This window comes from Chloracidobacterium sp. N, assembly GCF_018304765.1.
GTDB lineage: Bacteria > Acidobacteriota > Blastocatellia > Chloracidobacteriales > Chloracidobacteriaceae > Chloracidobacterium > Chloracidobacterium aggregatum.
Genome location: NZ_CP072642.1, coordinates 1,354,972 through 1,368,960, shown reverse-complemented (window position 1 = coordinate 1,368,960; position 13,989 = coordinate 1,354,972). Strand labels below are relative to the sequence as shown.

Annotated in this window: 12 protein-coding genes and 1 pseudogene; 10 read left to right on the top strand and 3 right to left on the bottom strand. The window is 61.5% G+C overall.

Going from position 1 to position 13,989, the window contains the following annotated elements; genetic code table 11:
* The first annotated feature begins 21 nt into the window (after positions 1 to 21).
* The 8 genes and pseudogenes from J8C05_RS05700 (at position 22) to J8C05_RS05665 (ending at position 7,354) form a co-directional block, all read left to right on the top strand.
* Entirely contained in the window at positions 22 to 939 is a 918-nt protein-coding gene (locus tag J8C05_RS05700; protein ID WP_211421324.1) for a succinate--CoA ligase subunit alpha, read from the top strand.
* Between the two features lie 171 nt (positions 940 to 1,110).
* Complete coding sequence (locus tag J8C05_RS05695) at positions 1,111 to 1,896, top strand: electron transfer flavoprotein subunit beta/FixA family protein (protein WP_211421323.1); 786 nt, start codon at positions 1,111 to 1,113, stop codon at positions 1,894 to 1,896.
* Between the two features lie 148 nt (positions 1,897 to 2,044).
* Positions 2,045 to 3,028 carry an electron transfer flavoprotein subunit alpha/FixB family protein gene (locus J8C05_RS05690; RefSeq protein WP_211421322.1) on the top strand — a complete coding sequence of 328 codons (984 nt, stop codon included), beginning with the start codon at positions 2,045 to 2,047 and terminating at the stop codon, positions 3,026 to 3,028.
* 41 nt (positions 3,029 to 3,069) lie between these two features.
* A pseudogene (locus J8C05_RS15725) lies at positions 3,070 to 3,138 on the top strand (zinc-ribbon domain-containing protein); the annotation flags it as partial.
* 78 nt (positions 3,139 to 3,216) lie between these two features.
* Positions 3,217 to 4,014: an FHA domain-containing protein gene (locus J8C05_RS05680; RefSeq protein WP_211423256.1), complete on the top strand. Its 798-nt coding sequence runs from the start codon at positions 3,217 to 3,219 to the stop codon at positions 4,012 to 4,014.
* Positions 4,015 to 4,085: 71 nt separating this feature from the next.
* Positions 4,086 to 5,228 carry a glycosyltransferase gene (locus tag J8C05_RS05675; protein ID WP_211421321.1) on the top strand — a complete coding sequence of 381 codons (1,143 nt, stop codon included), beginning with the start codon at positions 4,086 to 4,088 and terminating at the stop codon, positions 5,226 to 5,228.
* 249 nt (positions 5,229 to 5,477) lie between these two features.
* The gene (locus tag J8C05_RS05670) at positions 5,478 to 7,007 is read left to right on the top strand and encodes a sigma-70 family RNA polymerase sigma factor (protein ID WP_211421320.1); all 1,530 of its coding nucleotides are present in this window, start codon (positions 5,478 to 5,480) and stop codon (positions 7,005 to 7,007) included.
* Between the two features lie 14 nt (positions 7,008 to 7,021).
* The gene (locus J8C05_RS05665; RefSeq protein WP_459543818.1) at positions 7,022 to 7,354 is read left to right on the top strand and encodes a nucleoside triphosphate pyrophosphohydrolase family protein; all 333 of its coding nucleotides are present in this window, start codon (positions 7,022 to 7,024) and stop codon (positions 7,352 to 7,354) included.
* Positions 7,355 to 7,367: 13 nt separating this feature from the next.
* On the opposite strand, the gene glpK is transcribed toward J8C05_RS05665, so the two are convergent.
* Both glpK and J8C05_RS05655 read right to left on the bottom strand, forming a co-directional pair.
* The gene (gene glpK / locus J8C05_RS05660; RefSeq protein WP_211421319.1) at positions 7,368 to 8,891 is read right to left on the bottom strand and encodes a glycerol kinase GlpK; all 1,524 of its coding nucleotides are present in this window, start codon (positions 8,889 to 8,891) and stop codon (positions 7,368 to 7,370) included.
* A 166-nt stretch (positions 8,892 to 9,057) separates the two neighbouring features.
* Positions 9,058 to 10,197 carry a M48 family metallopeptidase gene (locus J8C05_RS05655; protein WP_211421318.1) on the bottom strand — a complete coding sequence of 380 codons (1,140 nt, stop codon included), beginning with the start codon at positions 10,195 to 10,197 and terminating at the stop codon, positions 9,058 to 9,060.
* A gap of 161 nt (positions 10,198 to 10,358) precedes the next feature.
* On the opposite strand from J8C05_RS05655, the gene J8C05_RS05650 reads away from it, so the two are divergent.
* Positions 10,359 to 12,335: a M1 family metallopeptidase gene (locus tag J8C05_RS05650; protein WP_211421317.1), complete on the top strand. Its 1,977-nt coding sequence runs from the start codon at positions 10,359 to 10,361 to the stop codon at positions 12,333 to 12,335.
* A gap of 16 nt (positions 12,336 to 12,351) precedes the next feature.
* Positions 12,352 to 12,942 (top strand): imidazoleglycerol-phosphate dehydratase HisB, encoded by a 591-nt coding sequence (hisB, locus tag J8C05_RS05645; RefSeq protein WP_211421316.1) that lies wholly within the window; start codon positions 12,352 to 12,354, stop codon positions 12,940 to 12,942.
* Positions 12,943 to 12,953: 11 nt separating this feature from the next.
* On the opposite strand, the gene J8C05_RS05640 is transcribed toward hisB, so the two are convergent.
* The gene (locus tag J8C05_RS05640; RefSeq protein ID WP_014099657.1) at positions 12,954 to 13,988 is read right to left on the bottom strand and encodes a hypothetical protein; all 1,035 of its coding nucleotides are present in this window, start codon (positions 13,986 to 13,988) and stop codon (positions 12,954 to 12,956) included.
* Position 13,989 lies beyond the last annotated feature (1 nt).

Genomic DNA, 13,989 nt, shown 5'->3' with positions numbered 1-13,989 from the left:
GCCACAGAAAGAGGCTGGGGTATGGGCATACTGGTTGATGAAAACACGCGCGTCGTTGTCCAAGGGATCACCGGTCGGGAAGGTTCGTTTGTCACCAATGAAATGCTGCGCTATGGCACGAAGGTGCTGGCCGGCGTCACACCGGGCAAAGGGGGCGAGGTCGTCCATGGTGTACCGGTCTATGACACGCTCAAGCAGGCGCTGAAGGCACATCCCGACATCAACACTTCACTGGTGTATGTGCCGCCTCTTTCCGCCAAGGATGCCGCCATCGAAGCGATCAGCAACGGCATCCGGCTCATCAACATCATCACCGAACGGGTGCCCATCCATGACACGGCTGACCTCTATTCATACGCTGTCAGCAAAGGGGCCCGGGTCGTGGGGCCGACCTCCGTCGGGATTCTGACGCCCGGCAAGTGCAAGCTGGGTCCCATCGGTGGCACGAACCCTGACTTTCAGTTCAAGCCGGGGCGGATTGGCATTGTCAGCAAGTCCGGCTCGATGACGAGCGAAACGGCCTGGGTGTTATGTCAGGCCGGCTTTGGCATCAGCACGGCCCTGAGTGTGGGGGGTGATGTCATTGCCTGCTCGACCTTTGCCGACCTGCTTCCCCTGTTTGAAGCCGACCCGGAAACCGACGCGGTGGTGATGTTTGGTGAACCAGGTGGGGTCTATGAGGAACAGGCCGCAGAACTGGTGCGGCAGGGCGGTTTTACCAAACCCCTCATTGCCTTCATCGCCGGGAAATTCGTGGATGCCATGCCCTCCGGCATCACCTTCGGGCATGCCGGCGCCATCATGGAACGTGGTATGGGCAGCCCCCGCCAGAAAGTCGAGGCGCTGCGGGCGGCGGGAGTGGGCGTGGCCGACGTTCACCATGAAATCACCACGCTGGTTGCCGAAGCTCTTGGCCAGCGTGTGGGCCGGACAGCGTAGGCGGACGCATCCACGGACAGCGGCCGGGTCCAGAGCCGGAAGCCGGCATCGTTCTCCCATCTGTCCGGGGGTAGTTGCCAGTCAAAGAAACGGCGTGCTACATGTGCGTTTTCCCACCAAGCTGCCGGCGAGCAGCACTGGCTTGCGGTTATCATTCCTGGAGGCTTTCCTGTGAAAATTGCTGTCTGTATCAAGGCCGTGCCGGAAACCGACACGCGCATCAAGATTGCAGCCGATGGCTGCTCGATAGACCGGGCGGATGTAAAATTCATTATCAGCCCTTATGATGAGTTCGCGCTCGAAGAAGCTGTCCGGCTCAAAGAAGCCAAGGGCGGGCAGGTTATTGCCCTGGCGCTGGGTGGCGATGAAGTACCCAATCTCCTGCGGGAGGCGCTGGCCCGCGGAGCCGACGAGGCCATTCACATTTCCAGCGCCGGCATTGCGGTGGACGATCCCCTGTGTGTGGGCAAAACGCTGGCGGCGGCGCTCAAAAGCATCACCCCGGACATGGTCTTCTTTGGCAAGCATGGCGTCGGCGGCGACAACCAGCAGGTGCATACCATCGTGGCGGAAAAGCTTGGCTGGCCGCAGGTCACTGTTGTCACCAAGCTCGAAGTCAGTGACGGCCGCGTGCGCGCTGAACGGGAGATCGAAGGGGGCATTGAAGTCGTTGAAACCGGACTGCCGGCCGTCATCGGGGCCCAGAAAGGTCTCAACGAACCGCGTTACCCGAAACTGCAAAGCATCATGCAGGCCAAGAAAAAGCCGCTGGCCAGCAAGAGTTTTGCCGACTTCGGGCTGTCTGCGGCGGAGGTTGGTCCCGAAGCCGCCGGCCTGGTCATTACGGCGCTTCGCCTGCCGCCCCCCCGCCAGGCTGGACGCAAAATCACCGGCGACCCGGAGCAACAGGCCAGCGAACTGCTGTCCGCCCTGCAACAGGAAGTCAAGGTCATCTGACCGTCCGGGTCATCTGACCTTACCGGACGACGACTTTTGAGCAACAAACCGGGCAGGCACCGTGACACCGCCCCACGGGGTTTTTCCTGCCCACACCTTCACGCGACCGGATGGTTGGTGAGCAATTGTTTGTGAGGAGATGCAAGTCATGGCGAATGGCGTTTTGGTTTTTGCAGAGCAGCGCGACGGAGCCTTCAAAAAAGCGACGTATGAGGCCCTGTCGGAAGGGCATCGCTTGGCCGAACAACTGGGGCACCCCCTCAGCGCAGTCATCATCGGGGCCAACATCGGGCACCTGGCCACGGAGGCAGCCCACTATGGGGCAAGTACCGTTTATGTCGCGGATGTGGCCCCGCTGGCCAAATACTCAACTGATGGTTATGCCAAAGTCCTCGTCGAGGCGATCCAGATGGCACAGCCTGGCATTGTCCTGGCGGCAGCGACGGCCATGGGGAAAGACCTCATGCCACGGGTGACGGCCCGGCTCGATGTGAGCCTGGCCTCCGATGTCACGGAAACCCACATCCAGGATGGTGTTTTCAGCGTGGTTCGTCCGGTGTATGCCGGCAAAGCCTATGCCACCGTGACCTTTCGCCGGACACCCGCAGTCGCAACCCTGCGTCCGAATGTCTTTCCGGCAGCCGCGCCGGACACCAGCCGGACGGCGGAAGTCAAATCCATCGGCGCCACCATCGTGGATGCGTTGCAGGCCAGGGTCACGGACATCCTTGCGGCCGCGAAGGGCAAGATTGAGCTGACCGAAGCCAGCATCGTGGTCTCCGGGGGACGTGGCATCAAGGGGCCGGAAAACTACTACCTGATTCAAAACCTTGCCGACGCCCTGGGTGGCGCGGCCGGAGCCTCACGGGCCGTGGTGGATGCCGGCTGGGTTGACCATTCCCATCAGGTTGGGCAGACTGGCAAAACCGTCAGCCCGACCCTGTACATCGCCTGCGGCATCTCCGGGGCTATTCAGCACCTGGCCGGGATGTCCTCCTCGAAGTTCATCGTGGCCATCAACAAGGACCCGGAAGCGCCGATTTTCAAGATTGCCGACTATGGCATCGTTGGAGACCTGTTTGAGGTCGTGCCACGGCTGACGGAGCAGGTCAAGGCTATGCACCGGAACTGAACCTTGACGCGGTGCTGTCACCGAAGAGAGGTAACGAGGTCATGATTTGTCCGAACTGTGGGGCGCAGAATCGTGACGATGCCAAGTTTTGCAAATCCTGTGGCACCCCCCTCAAACCGCCCATGCCCGGCTCCACCAGCAACCTGGCAACCTTGGTGAGTGCCCCCCCAGTGGAGACCAAATCCCCTATGGTGATCGGACTCGAAGCCGTCTTTCTCTCCGGGCTACGCAAAGGCGAAAGCGTCAAGCTGACGACGTTTCCGGCCACGATTGGGCGTGACCCCAACAGCACCCTTCCCCTGGCCCTTCAGGATCAACTGGCTTCCACACGCCACGCACAAATCCTGCACGAGGGGGGAGCTTATGTCCTCCGGGATGTCGGCAGCAGCAATGGGACGTACCACAATGGGCAGCGGGTGACGGAAGTCAGACTTCAGGATACGGATGTGATTGAGTTCGGGGTGGGCGGACCAAAAGTCCGCTTCAACTTCATTCGTCAATCGGAAGCCCAAGTGTCGCCGGTTGATCGCTTTGAGGCGGCAACCCTGCCCCCCACTCCGGCAATGGCGACCGGTGGCAGCGATGTCACGCTCTCACGCAAATCTACGGTTGCGAATGACCGGCCGGCGCCAGCATCCGCCCCTTCGCCAAGCGAGGCGGAAACTGTTTTTGGAGGCCCACAGCCAGGTGGAAACCCACCAGAGCTCCCCCCACCACCACCGCTGCCACCACCTCTTCCAGCGTTTGAGGCGGCAACCGTTGCCCAGGCAGCTCAGAACCGACCGTTTGAAGCCGCGCCTCCGCCCTACACGCCACCAGCCGGTTATGTGGCCCCCGTGGGGGTTGACCCGTCGGTGGTGCCCTCCGCACCAGCGGAGGCTGGCAAAAAATCGAATCTCATCCTGTTCATTGCCATCGGCGGGGCCGTGGTTCTCCTGCTGCTCATCGCGGTGGCAGTTTTGGCTTACCTTTTCCTGTTTCGATGAAAGGGCGCGCCATTCTCTGCTTCGGTGGAGAAGACTGGTGGTATCACCACCCACACGCCAACAACCACCTCATGAAGCGCTTTGCGCGTGACAATCAGGTGGTGTTCGTCAACTCGATCTCGATGGGGCTGCCCGGACTGGGCAGCCCCGAACTGTTCACCAAAATCCGGCGCAAACTGCACAGCTATGTGAAGTACCTTCGCCGCACCCCGGAAGGCATCTGGGTGGTGACGCCCATTGTGTCACCTTTTTTTTCAAACCCTGCTTGGCGGCGGATCAACCACTGGCTCCTGGTCTGTCAAATCCGATGGCTTCTGCGCTGGCTGCGTATCGAGAAGCCCATCCTGTGGATTGCCATCCCCACGGCGCGGGATATGGTGGGCCAGTTCAACGAATCTCTGGTTGCATATCACGTTTCGGATAAATATGATGCCAATCCGGTGGACACAGGTGGGCACGTCGCCTTCATTCGCCAGCTTCATGAGGAACTCATTGCAGCGGCGGACCTTGTGTTCTACCACGGGTGGAAGCTGCTCGCCGACGCCCGGCAGGGGCGCGAGAAATCCGTCCTGCTTGAACAGGCCGTTGATTTCGAGCACTTCGCCGCCGCCCGCTTCCGTCAGTGGGAATGTCCCCTTCCCCTTGCGCCGATCAAACGCCTGGGAAAACCCATTCTGGGTTTTTTCGGGGCGATTGAACGCTGGCAGATTGATCAGTCGCTTGTCGAATATGTGAGTCGCCATCGGCCGGACTGGCAGTTTGTTTTTATTGGGAACAAAACAGCGCCACTCCGCATCGAGGACTTACCGAACGTTCACTTCATCCCGGCTCAGCCGTACGCCGATCTCCCGGCCTTTGCAGCGCACTTCGATGTCTGCATCGTTCCCAAAGACGCTACGCACGACATTGTCAAATACACAAGTGCGACCAAAGTCCGGGAATACCTGGCCACCGGCAAACCGGTCGTGATTGTCCCCATTCCTGAGTTCGAGCCAATGGCGGATGTCATCCGCATTGCCCGAACGCCCGATGACTTCATTCGTCACGTCGAGGCCTGCTTGACCACCGACACACCAGCCGAGGCTGACCGGCGTCAGATGGCCGTGCGTGACAAAACCTGGGACGCCCGTTTTACCGAAGTCGCAACGCTTCTCGAACAACAACTCAGTCAACGCCGAATGAACCATCGCGCGCATACGGATAACGTACGGTAACTCACGTTTACACCTCGCGGAAGCAAGCGTACGATGACACACACTTGATGCTTCCCCTGTGCATCTGGTGTTTCACCTTGGCGGCAACATTTGTTTTTTCGGACAGACATCTCCTGTGGGATGAGAGGTGTGGACATCCTCATCGGCGATGTGCCTCTGGCTTGGAGCAACATCTGCGCCGTTGAATAACCACCGGTTGGACCTGTGGAGCGTCGTTCCCAGGCGGTACTTTTTGGAGACTCGACATCCATGAGCCACAATGCAATGCGTTACGAGCTGGATTCCGGTGAAGAAGGCTTTTCCGCAATGGAAGGCGAAGAAATTTCGGTCACAGACACAGCGGACGATGAGGCGAGTGATACCATTTCGGTATATCTCAAATCACTGTCGCACACGACCCTGCTGACACGACAGGAAGAAACGTTCGTGGCCCGCGAAATGGAGCGGTATGAACGCCGTGCGGCCCGCATGCTGTCACGGGCGCTGCCGGTGGCGGCCTACGTCGTGCAGTTGGCCAAAAACCTGCAAAGCGAAGGGCTGCGACTTTCCGACCTGCTCGTTCTGCCACGGGGAGAGGACGAAGCCGATGGCGAACGCTGCGAAGCGCCGCTCAAACCAGACCTCGATGAACGGCAGGAGCGCGCACTGTGCGAAAAATTTGCGGCCATTGAAGCCGCGCATGCCGGGATTCGGGCCATGGTGGCCCAACCAGGCTACAAACACACCAGCCGCAACCTCGATATCCACCGGCTGCGCATCCGCATTGGGCGGATTCTCTACAAGCTGCCTTTCAACAAAACCATCCGGCGGCGGGTTGAACTGGCCTGGGGCAATGTCGTGGATGAGGCCCTGACGCTCAAGGCGGAGCGCGCCCGGCTCGAATACCGACTCAAGGATACGACCCTCGATGCTGCGACCAACCGCCTCCTCAAGCATCAGCTCAAGACGGTTCGGGCGCGTATTCGTGACCTGGAATGCAACTGCGCCCTTCCCTTGGATGGCATCATTGCTGACTGGAAACGTTTTGCTGAAACCAGACAGAAGTCCGAAGCCTACAAGCTGCGCATGATTGAGTCCAATCTCAAGCTCGTGGTGTTCATCGGGCGGGATTTCATGGGCCGCGGACTCGCCATGGAAGACCTCATCCAGGAAGGCAATATCGGACTGATCCGCGCCGTTGAGAAGTTTGACTGGCGCCGTGGCATCAAGTTTTCGACCTATGCCGTGTGGTGGATCAAGCAGGCGATTCAACTGGCCATTGCCAACCAGTCACGTACCATTCGCCTGCCGACCTACATGGTGGACCGGGTCAACCGTGTCCGGCGGGTGCTGCGCCAGATGACAACCAACGGCGACGAAGACCCCACGCCCGAAGAAATTGCTCCCTTGGTTGGGCTTACGGCGGACGATGTCCGGCAGGTGCTCAATGTGGTGACGGAACCCGTCTCCCTTGAAACGCCCACGGCCGATGACGACGGAGAGCATTCCCTCGGCGACCTGCTGCCGGACCAGAACAGCCAGGACCCACTCCGCGCGTCCATGACGGTGGAAATGGCCCAGAACCTGCGCGAAGCCCTCAGCCGGCTTTCGGCGCGTGAGTCGGAAGTGCTCATGCTACGGTTTGGCCTCATGCCGGATGGACGTGAGTGGACGCTGGAGGAAATCGGCGCCCGCTTCCAGTTGACCCGCGAGCGCATTCGCCAGATCGAGATGCGCGCGCTGGCCAAGCTCAGCCATCCGAGCCGCAGCCGCAAACTGCGCGACGCACTCCACCTCTGAATCACCACCCATCCATGCTGACTCTGGACGAATACCAACGGGCAGCCGGGCGTACAGCAGCCTATCCCAACCGGGGAAACAATCTCGTTTATCCCGTTCTCGGTCTGGCCAGCGAGGCCGGCGAAGTCGCCGGCAAACTCAAAAAGGTCATCCGTGACCAGAATGGTCACCTTTCCCCGGAACAACGCCAGCGGTTGCTCGATGAGGTGGGCGACGTGCTGTGGTACGTCGCCGCCATCTGTACCGAGCTGGAAGCCTCACTCGAAGCGGTGGCCCACGCCAACCTAGATAAACTTGCCTCCCGCGCCGGTCGGGGTGTTATCGCTGGGGACGGCGACCATCGCTAGTGACTCTGGCAGGTTATTCGGTAGTCGCGGGGAAAGAACGCGCGCGTTGGACAGCAGCCCGCCACGCCTGATAGGCCGCCTGTCGGGCGTCCGTGTCAAGAGCAGGGGAAAAGGTGCGTTCCGGCTGCCAAATCCGGGCCACTTCCGACACATCCCGCCAGAAACCAACTCCCAGCCCGGCCAGGTAGGCCGCACCGGCGGCAGTCGTCTCCGTCACCGTCGGACGAATCACCGGCACACCCAGAACATCCGCCTGGAACTGCATCAGGAAGTCGTTGGCCGCCGCTCCCCCGTCAACCCGCAGCTCGGTCAGCCGGAACCCGGCGCCGAGCGCCTGCCGGGCATCCGCCAGCATGGCTTCGACGACATCACAGGTCTGGTAGGCAATGGCTTCGAGTGCGGCGCGGACGAGATGCGCCCGTGTCGTGCCACGGGTCAGTCCGGTAATGAGGCCACGGGCATGCGGGTCCCAGTAGGGCGCACCAAGACCGACAAACGCCGGCACAAACATCACCCCGTCGGTGTCCGGCACGGAACGCGCCACAGCTTCCGTTTCAGCCGCGCCGCCGATGATTTGAAGCCCGTCGCGCAACCACTGCACAGCCGCTCCGGCAATGAAGACGCTCCCTTCCAGCGCATACTCTGCCGGCGACGCTCCCAACTGCCACGCCACGGTTGACAGCAACGCCTGCTGCGAAAGACACGGCTTCGTGCCCGTGTGCAGCAACAGAAAGCACCCTGTGCCGTAGGTGTTCTTGGCCATGCCGATGTGCGAACACATCTGCCCAAACAGGGCCGCCTGCTGGTCGCCGGCCATCCCGGCAATGGGAATCGGCGCGCCGAACAGTTCCGGGTCGGTTTCACTGACCACACCGCTCGACGGGATGACCGTCGGCAGCATGGCTTTGGGTATGGAAAACAACCCACAGAGTTCGTCATCCCAGGCCAGCTTGTGAATGTCAAACAGCATCGTACGGCTGGCGTTGGTGACATCCGTCACGTGCCGCTGTTTCCCGGTCAACTGCCAGACCAGCCAGCTATCCACCGTACCAAAGGCCAGGTCGCCGGCTTCAGCCCGTGCACGCGCCGTCGGTATCCGTTCCAGCATCCACTCGACCTTGCTGGCGGAGAAATAGGCATCCACGAGCAGGCCGGTTCGGGACTGAATCAGGTGCGCTGCCGGAGTCAGCCGCAGTTCGTCACAGCGGGCAGCCGTACGTCGGCACTGCCAGACAATGGCATTGCCAAGCGGCTCGCCTGTGGTTCGGTCCCAGACGAGCGTGGTTTCGCGCTGGTTGGCGACGCCAATGGCTACCACTTCCGGTGCAGTAATGCCGGCCAGGCGGAGGGCTTCACGGGCCGCGCCAATCTGGGAGTTCCAGATGTCTTCAGGGCGATGTTCGACCCAGCCCGGCTGCGGAAAAAGCTGCTCAAAAGGACGCTGGGCCAGGGCAACCACCCGCCCTTCGGCATCAAACACCATGGCACGTGAACTGGTCGTGCCCTGATCGAGTGCAAGAATGTAACGGCCCGGCATGGAATGGTTTTGATGTCAGTGATAGTGACCGAAAATTCGGCGGCGCAAGAAGGGACGACCGGCCGGTTGCCCCTTCCACTCACCACTCGCTACTCACCACTCGCCACTCGCTACTCTCCACTCGCCACTCGCCACTCGCCACTCGCTACTCGCTACTCGCCACTCGCTACTCGCTACTCGCCATACTCAGCGGTGAACCATCGTCAGGCGGGGGATTGTTGTCCGTGCGCCGCCGCAGCGTCGGACGGTTTGACGGCTCAGACTTCTGCGGACGGTCAGCCGGGGTATTCATCTCGTCATCCTCTTCCGGCGGTGCATCCGGCTGCCGCCGCCGCAGCGTCGGACGGCTTGGCTGATCATTGCCGCCACCGGGGCCGATGCGCCGCCCGGCATCCGGGGCAATTGCCCCCAGGCGGGCTTTCACCCGTGCAAATTCCGAAGAACTGATGATGTATTCCTCCCGCGTCGGAAAAGCGGCCGTCAACTGGCGCATCTTGGTGGCCCGTTCCTCGGTGGGCGGATGTGTCGAAAACACGGTTGGAATTTTCTGCTTCGGGTCCTGCTGGGCCTTGAGTTTCTCAAAAAACGCAATGAACTCATCCGGGTCATAGCCGGACGCCCAGGCATACTGCGCGCCGAGCATGTCCGCCTCGAACTCGGCATTGCGCCCGAACTTGAGAAAGGTCAGCGGCACGAGGATATTGGCGGCATTGGCGACCAACACGCCCGCCACGCCCCCCACAAAAATGAGCGGAATCATGCCGAACTGCGCCAACTGTCCTTTCGACACCTGCTCCGTGGCGTGCCGCGCCGCAACGTGGGCAATTTCGTGCGCCATCACACTGGCGATCTGGGCTTCATTGTCGGCCGCCAGAATCAGTCCCTTGTTCACGTAAAAATACCCACCCGGCAGCGCAAAGGCATTGACTTCGGGCGAATCCACCACCTTGATGGTGAAGGGCACTTTGGCATCCGAGTTGGAAGCAATCGTCTGGCCCAGGCGATTGATGTATTCAACCACAACGGGGTCGGTGACGAACTTGAGCTGGCGATCCAGTTCGGCCGCCAACTGGGCGCCAATCGCCATTTCCTTGTCCTTCGAGTAGAAGTTCAGACTCCCCTTGTTGATGTCGCGCTTGCCAATCATCAGGGGATTTTCCTTGTCACTGAGCTTGCGCGTCACCGGAGAGTTGGTCTTTTTGTCCTTGTCATCCGCCCGGACCCCCACGGGCAGAACCGAACCCACGAGCAATCCGGTGATAAGCAGCCAGCTCATCCGCCGGTGAAAACGTCGTCCTGAAAACATGCCGAACTCCCTCCCCTGCTGAAAGCTTCTATCCCGTACAGTGATCTACAGAAGGCTTTTCGTGGCAACGCTTGTCGCCGGCAACGGCGGATGCCACCATAGCGGGCATCCGTTTGCACCCCGCGTATTCTGACACGTCCCACGCTCCCAAAGGTTTGAAAATGTTGCCTGTTGCCCGGACCACCCCGTTACCAACCATCAGAAGCCTGTGGCGTCTGGTGTTGTTTTGTCTGTTCGTCGGGCTTGTGCCACCGCCGGCCACGGCGACCACCGACCGTCAGGAAACGGCTCCGCTTTCGGATCGGCGTGTACGTTACCAGATTGACGCGCGACTCGATACCGGGAAAAAGGAAATCCACGGACGTGAGCGCCTGACCTGGCGCAATCCGGCGCCCCATCCGGTGCCGGACTTGCAGTTTCATCTCTACCTCAACGCCTTCCGCGACGAAAACAGTTCCTTTCGGCGTGGTTCAGGGGGCGGACAACTGCGCGGCGACGCCATGGATGCCCGTTTTCCGGGCGCCATTGACCTGCTCAGCATGCGCACCGAAGATGGTGTTGACCTGCTTCCACTGGGCGAGTTCATTCACCCGGACGATGACAACGCCGACGACCGGACGGTATGGCGTGTCGTGCTGCCACAGCCGGTGCCGGCCGGCGGCTCGATCACGCTCGACATCGAGTTTGTGGCGAAACTGCCCCAGGTGTTTGCCCGCACCGGCTACTACGGCAACTTCTTCATGGTGGCCCAGTGGTTTCCCAAACTGGGTGTCTATGAGCCGGTTGGCATGCGCCGCCGGACGACTCCCGGCTGGAACTGCCACCAGTTTCATGCGACGACGGAATTCTATGCCGATTTCGGCGAATACGATGTCACGCTCGACGTGCCGGCCGGCTTCAAGGTCGGCGCCACCGGCGTGGAGCGCGAACGACAGCCGCAGCCGGATGGACGCATGCGCTACCGCTTTGTCCAGGGCGATGTCCACGACTTTGCCTGGACCTGCTCGCCGGATTTCATCGTGGCGGAAGAACGCTTTGAAGTCCCTGACCTGCCGCCGGTGCGGCTCATCCTGCTGCTTCAGCCCGAACATGCCGACCAGCGGGCCCGCCACTTTCGCGCGGCACGGATTGCCCTGGAGGATTATGGCCGGCGGATTGGCCCCTACCCTTACGAAACGCTCACCATTGTCGATCCAGCACATGGCGCGGATGGCGCCAGTGGCATGGAATATCCGACGCTCATCACCGTCGGGACACGCCGCAATGCCTCTGACGATGACCTGCTGGGGCCCGAAGTCATTCTCATCCATGAGTTCGGCCACCAGTACTGGTACGGCATGGTAGCCAGCAATGAGTTTGAGGAAGCCTGGCTCGACGAAGGCATCAACAGCTACTGCGAAGCCACGCTCATGGCCCGGCATTATCCCACACAACAGGAGCTGTGGTTACGTCTTGGCGGACGCCCCTTCTGGCGCCTGCCGGTGCGTGTCCCGGACTGGTCATTTCAGCGGGTCCAGTTGTTCGTTCTGGGGCCGGCCGGCATCCAGAGCGCGCCCATTCTCACCCCCGGCTGGAAGTTCCCGGAACCGGCGCTCTATGCCTTCAATGCCTACGCCCGCCCGGCCCTGACGCTCAGGATGCTGGAGGGCTACGTTGGCTCCGAAACGATGCAGCGCATCCTGCACACCTACTTCATGCGCTGGCGCTTCAGGCACCCGACATCGGAGGATTTTTTCGATGTAGCGTCCGAAGTTGCCGGTGAAGACCTCACCTGGTTTTTCGACCAATACTTTCGCGGCACATCCCTGCTTGACTACGCCGTTGAATCCCTTGACGCCCGTGAAGCCGTCCTCGTACGCAAGGGCGAAGCCATCATGCCGCAGGTCATCGAACTGCGTTTTGCCGACGGCAGTGTGCGGCGTGAAACATGGGATGGCCGCAGCGAACGCCACCGCCTGACGACCGAAGGGGAGTTGCTCTCCGTGGTCATTGACCCGGATGACACGGTGCGGCTGGACATGAACCCGGCCAACAACAGTCGTACCCGCCTTTCTGTCGCGCGCGCCAATGCCAGCCTCCTGACCCGCGCCCTGACCCTGATGCAGTGGTTTCTGCACGGCGCGGTCAGCCTGATGTAATCCTTCCAAACCGAACATGACGCACCGCACAGCCTCGCTCACCCGACGCACCAATGAAACCAGCGTGGCCGTCACGCTTGACCTGGACGGCACGGGGATTTCCCGCATCACCACCGGCATTGGCTTTTTCGACCACATGCTGGCGCAGCTTGCCCGGCACAGCCGCCTTGACCTCGATATTCACTGCGATGGCGACCTCGACATTGACGACCATCATACCGTCGAGGATGTCGGCATCACGCTGGGACAAGCCCTCGCCCAGGCGCTTGGCGACAAGGCCGGCATTGCCCGCTTCGGACACGCCTACGCGCCACTGGACGAAGCTCTGGCGCGCGCCGTGGTGGATGTCTCCGGCCGCCCCTACCTGGTCTATGACGTGGACAACCCACGTGAACGGATCGGTACGTTTGCCGTCGAAATGGCCGAACACTTCTGGCGCTCTTTGGCCTTCAACGCCGGGCTGACCCTGCACATTGCCCTGCTCTACGGACGCAATCAGCACCACATTCTGGAGGCGACGTTCAAGGCCGCGGCCCGCGCCCTGGGAGCCGCCACCCGGCGCCTGGCCGGACAGCAGGACATCCCTTCAACCAAAGGCGTGTTGTAGGGACTTCAAGCTCAACTTCGGCGCACACCAAACTCAGCCGTGAACCGGCAGGCGTCCGCCCCCCGCCCCAGGCTGGCGTGGAGTCGGCTGCGTGGCGCAAGCCACCGGGGCAGCACGGCATCCAGCGTGGACTGGTCAAAGGCCGCGCACAGCGTACACAGATGCCGCCCCAGCGCCGGGTCGCGCCCTTCGGCCGCCAGCACGACCTGCGTCTGGGTCTGGAAAGAGCAGGTGCGGATGTGCGTTTCCACCACGAGCGGCGGGCCGCCCAACCACGCGCCGACCAATCCAAGCAGGCCCTGCAAAGGCTGAAGGTGCGTTTTTGACAGGTCATGCTCGGCAAAGACGCCATTCCGCCCAAGCCGTTCCCCGGTGGCACGGGGCGCATCGGCAATGCCTTTCAGAACCTGCGTGAAAAAGAAGTCGGTGAGCTGCTGCCCAAAGGCCGGGGCAATCCGCTCCACCAGCACTGGCAGGTCCAACCGGGCATCGAGTTCGGCCAGCACGAGCGCCGCCCGGATGGTTTCGGCGCTCTGCGCCGCGCGCGCCACCAGGGACAACTCACACCAGGTGGCCCAGGTTGCTTCGGCTGCGGGTTGCTGCCGGGCCAGAACAGTTGCGGCATTGAACCGCGCCAGCCAGTCGGACGGCAGGCTGGAAATTTCACCCAGCGCAGCTACATCAAGCGCCGGACGAAACGGCAGGGTTGGCTGCAGGTGCTCCCAGAGCACGCGGCAGTCCTCCACGAAGTCCGCCTGGTAGCGAACGACCGCCGGAGCGACTGCCGGCAGGTCGTCCAGCGTCAGCCCGGCAACCGACAGGAGCAGCGTATGGGTTAACCGTTCACGTTCGGCCGTGGCCACCCAGTAGAGCACCGCCGGACGAAAACCGGGAAAGCGGTCGGCATCGAGTTGCTCTTCCGGGCCGAAATAGAGATCGGCAAAACGCTGTGCTTCAAAGAGCGCTGCCGCCCGACGCAGCGCCAGGGCCCACCGGTGAACCTGTGTGGCGGCAAGCTGCGTGGACGGCAGAGCAAGGGTTTCCACG

Coding starts and splice junctions, on each gene's coding strand:
- J8C05_RS05700 (WP_211421324.1), top strand. CDS start 22: ATGGGCATACTGGTTGATGAAAACACGCGCGTCGTTGTCCAAGGGATC.
- J8C05_RS05690 (WP_211421322.1), top strand. CDS start 2,045: ATGGCGAATGGCGTTTTGGTTTTTGCAGAGCAGCGCGACGGAGCCTTC.
- J8C05_RS05680 (WP_211423256.1), top strand. CDS start 3,217: ATGGTGATCGGACTCGAAGCCGTCTTTCTCTCCGGGCTACGCAAAGGC.
- J8C05_RS05675 (WP_211421321.1), top strand. CDS start 4,086: ATGAAGCGCTTTGCGCGTGACAATCAGGTGGTGTTCGTCAACTCGATC.
- J8C05_RS05670 (WP_211421320.1), top strand. CDS start 5,478: ATGAGCCACAATGCAATGCGTTACGAGCTGGATTCCGGTGAAGAAGGC.
- J8C05_RS05665 (WP_459543818.1), top strand. CDS start 7,022: ATGCTGACTCTGGACGAATACCAACGGGCAGCCGGGCGTACAGCAGCC.
- glpK (WP_211421319.1), bottom strand. CDS start 8,891: ATGCCGGGCCGTTACATTCTTGCACTCGATCAGGGCACGACCAGTTCA.
- J8C05_RS05655 (WP_211421318.1), bottom strand. CDS start 10,197: ATGTTTTCAGGACGACGTTTTCACCGGCGGATGAGCTGGCTGCTTATC.
- J8C05_RS05650 (WP_211421317.1), top strand. CDS start 10,359: ATGTTGCCTGTTGCCCGGACCACCCCGTTACCAACCATCAGAAGCCTG.
- hisB (WP_211421316.1), top strand. CDS start 12,352: ATGACGCACCGCACAGCCTCGCTCACCCGACGCACCAATGAAACCAGC.